The 1,797-nt window shown below is 61.1% G+C and carries 2 protein-coding genes and 1 pseudogene; 1 reads left to right on the top strand and 2 read right to left on the bottom strand.

What is annotated here, in order from left to right:
* Positions 1 to 144 precede the first annotated feature (144 nt).
* Complete coding sequence (locus ABZT03_RS44225) at positions 145 to 741, bottom strand: hypothetical protein (protein WP_356049970.1); 597 nt, start codon at positions 739 to 741, stop codon at positions 145 to 147.
* Between the two features lie 592 nt (positions 742 to 1,333).
* Here ABZT03_RS44225 and ABZT03_RS44220 point away from each other — a divergent pair.
* A pseudogene (locus tag ABZT03_RS44220) lies at positions 1,334 to 1,459 on the top strand (IS30 family transposase); the annotation flags it as partial.
* 74 nt (positions 1,460 to 1,533) lie between these two features.
* Here ABZT03_RS44220 and ABZT03_RS44215 read toward each other — a convergent pair.
* The coding region (locus ABZT03_RS44215; RefSeq protein WP_356049968.1) for a DDE-type integrase/transposase/recombinase at positions 1,534 to 1,797 on the bottom strand (264 nt) is incomplete at its 5' end.

The following is a 1,797-nucleotide window of genomic DNA, read 5'->3' as shown; positions in this document are numbered from 1 at the left end:
AGAACCCCTCAGCAAGGTTCATCGTCCCAGGTCAGGAAGGCACTTTCGCGTTTCCGCCCTGCCAGCCCCTGCATCCAAGCGAAACGGCGAGGCTAACCAGCGTGAATACCACCTAGATCACGAACTACAACTGCCGTGGTACTTCTAAACTTTAGGGCATGGGAGAGTCTTGGTGACACCAGTGACCTTGTCCTTATCATCGACTTGGGCTGTGTCTTTGCCGCTCCCCTGAACAGTGCCGACGCCGAAGCGACCGTTGCAGGCACTCAGGAAGTTTTGACCAGGCCCGCCGATAAGCACGTTTTCACCCTGGTTAGATGCAGTGAGATTACTATTGCCACGGCCGCTTTGGAGAGTGGCCTTCGAATAGATCCGGCCAGTACTATTCAGTCCAGCAAGGCTGATGGTGTCGTTTCCGTTGACTCCGTTGACCGTGATTACGTTATCCAGGAAGATGCCGATGTTGGTGTTGAAGGTGTGCACACCGCCGGCGTCAGTGACGCCGATGCTCGGCAAATCGTGAACGGTGGGGGGAGGGAGAATCTTGAACAGTATGGTGTCATTGCCGGAAGTGCCGGTTACGTTGATGAAGTGCGTCGCGCCGGAACTCCTGACCGTGATGCAGGTGGAGGTGGCGCCCTGAAGACAGTGGGTGGTCGAAGCATTGGCGATTCCCGGACCACCGATAACGGCTGCAACTGCGACTGCCGGAGAAATGAGTGCGGCAAGGCGTCTGATCACGACGAGGCTCCTCTTACAGTATTTCGCTTGCTGCGTCCAGCCTCAGCGTAATGAGGGCGGAACGCGTGCTGCGGGTTGGCTTCTCCCTCGTACACGGATTCAGGCATGTCAGTATGTGGAGTAATTGGTACTCAATTCCTTCACCATCGATCCACCGCGTGATTTTTGATCACGCGGTGTGATTGCTTTTGTGGCGGGTTTCCGGATTCGGGCAGGGTGGGGTCCTGGCCTCGATCATTCACGTGCGCGTGCTGGCGTGAGGGGGTCGGCTGGGGTGTCTGGTTCCAGATGGTTTGCTCTGTGGGCTGGTTGCCGCGGGTCAGGCCGGTTGACCGCGTGTCGTCGCGGGCGGGCGTCGGCGTCCACTCGCCGGGGTGCTGCGGGTCTTCTCCTTCCGGTGTGCTGGGACGGCGGTGTGGTGGTCAACCGGGGTCGGGCAGGGCCTGGATACGGTTCCATGCGGAGACGACAGGCCGGGAGGCGGGCCAGGCGGGGTCGAGCTTGAGCTCGCGACGGCGGGCGTGAGAGACCGTCTGATCCTGTGGTGGGTGATTGCGTCAGGTTCGGTATGTTGTGACGGGACCGCTTCCGGGACAGACGATGGGCGACGGCATGGAGCCCGGAGCAGATCTCCCACCGGCTCCCAGTCGACTTCCCCGATGATGAGTCCATGCGCATCAGCCACGAAGCGATCTACCAGGCGCTGTTCATCGAAGGGCATTGTCAGGTTGGGCGAGCGTTCGGGGTTGTGAGCCGGTTCGGGACGTGTCTGGCCGTGGTGGTGACGGTGGTTCAGGCCGTGGTGGGCAGGCCGGCGGTGCCGGTGATCTGGTCCCAGAGGGCGAAGCGGATGATCATCTCGGTGCGGTAGTCGTGGGAGTTCATGAGGTGGCGTCGGGGCCTGAAGTGGGGTGAGATGCCGCTGAACGCGGCGAGGAACCGTTGCGCTCCGCCTACTGATCGGAAGCCCTTCATCGCGCGTTCGCGTTGCCTTGTCGGCTGGTGACTGTTCTCGGCCCGGTTGTTCAGGCCCTTGTGCGAGCGGTGCTCGACCGA

Source organism: Streptomyces sp. NPDC005574 (assembly GCF_040605435.1).
GTDB lineage: Bacteria > Actinomycetota > Actinomycetes > Streptomycetales > Streptomycetaceae > Streptomyces.
This window is presented reverse-complemented; position numbering and strand designations above follow the sequence as displayed.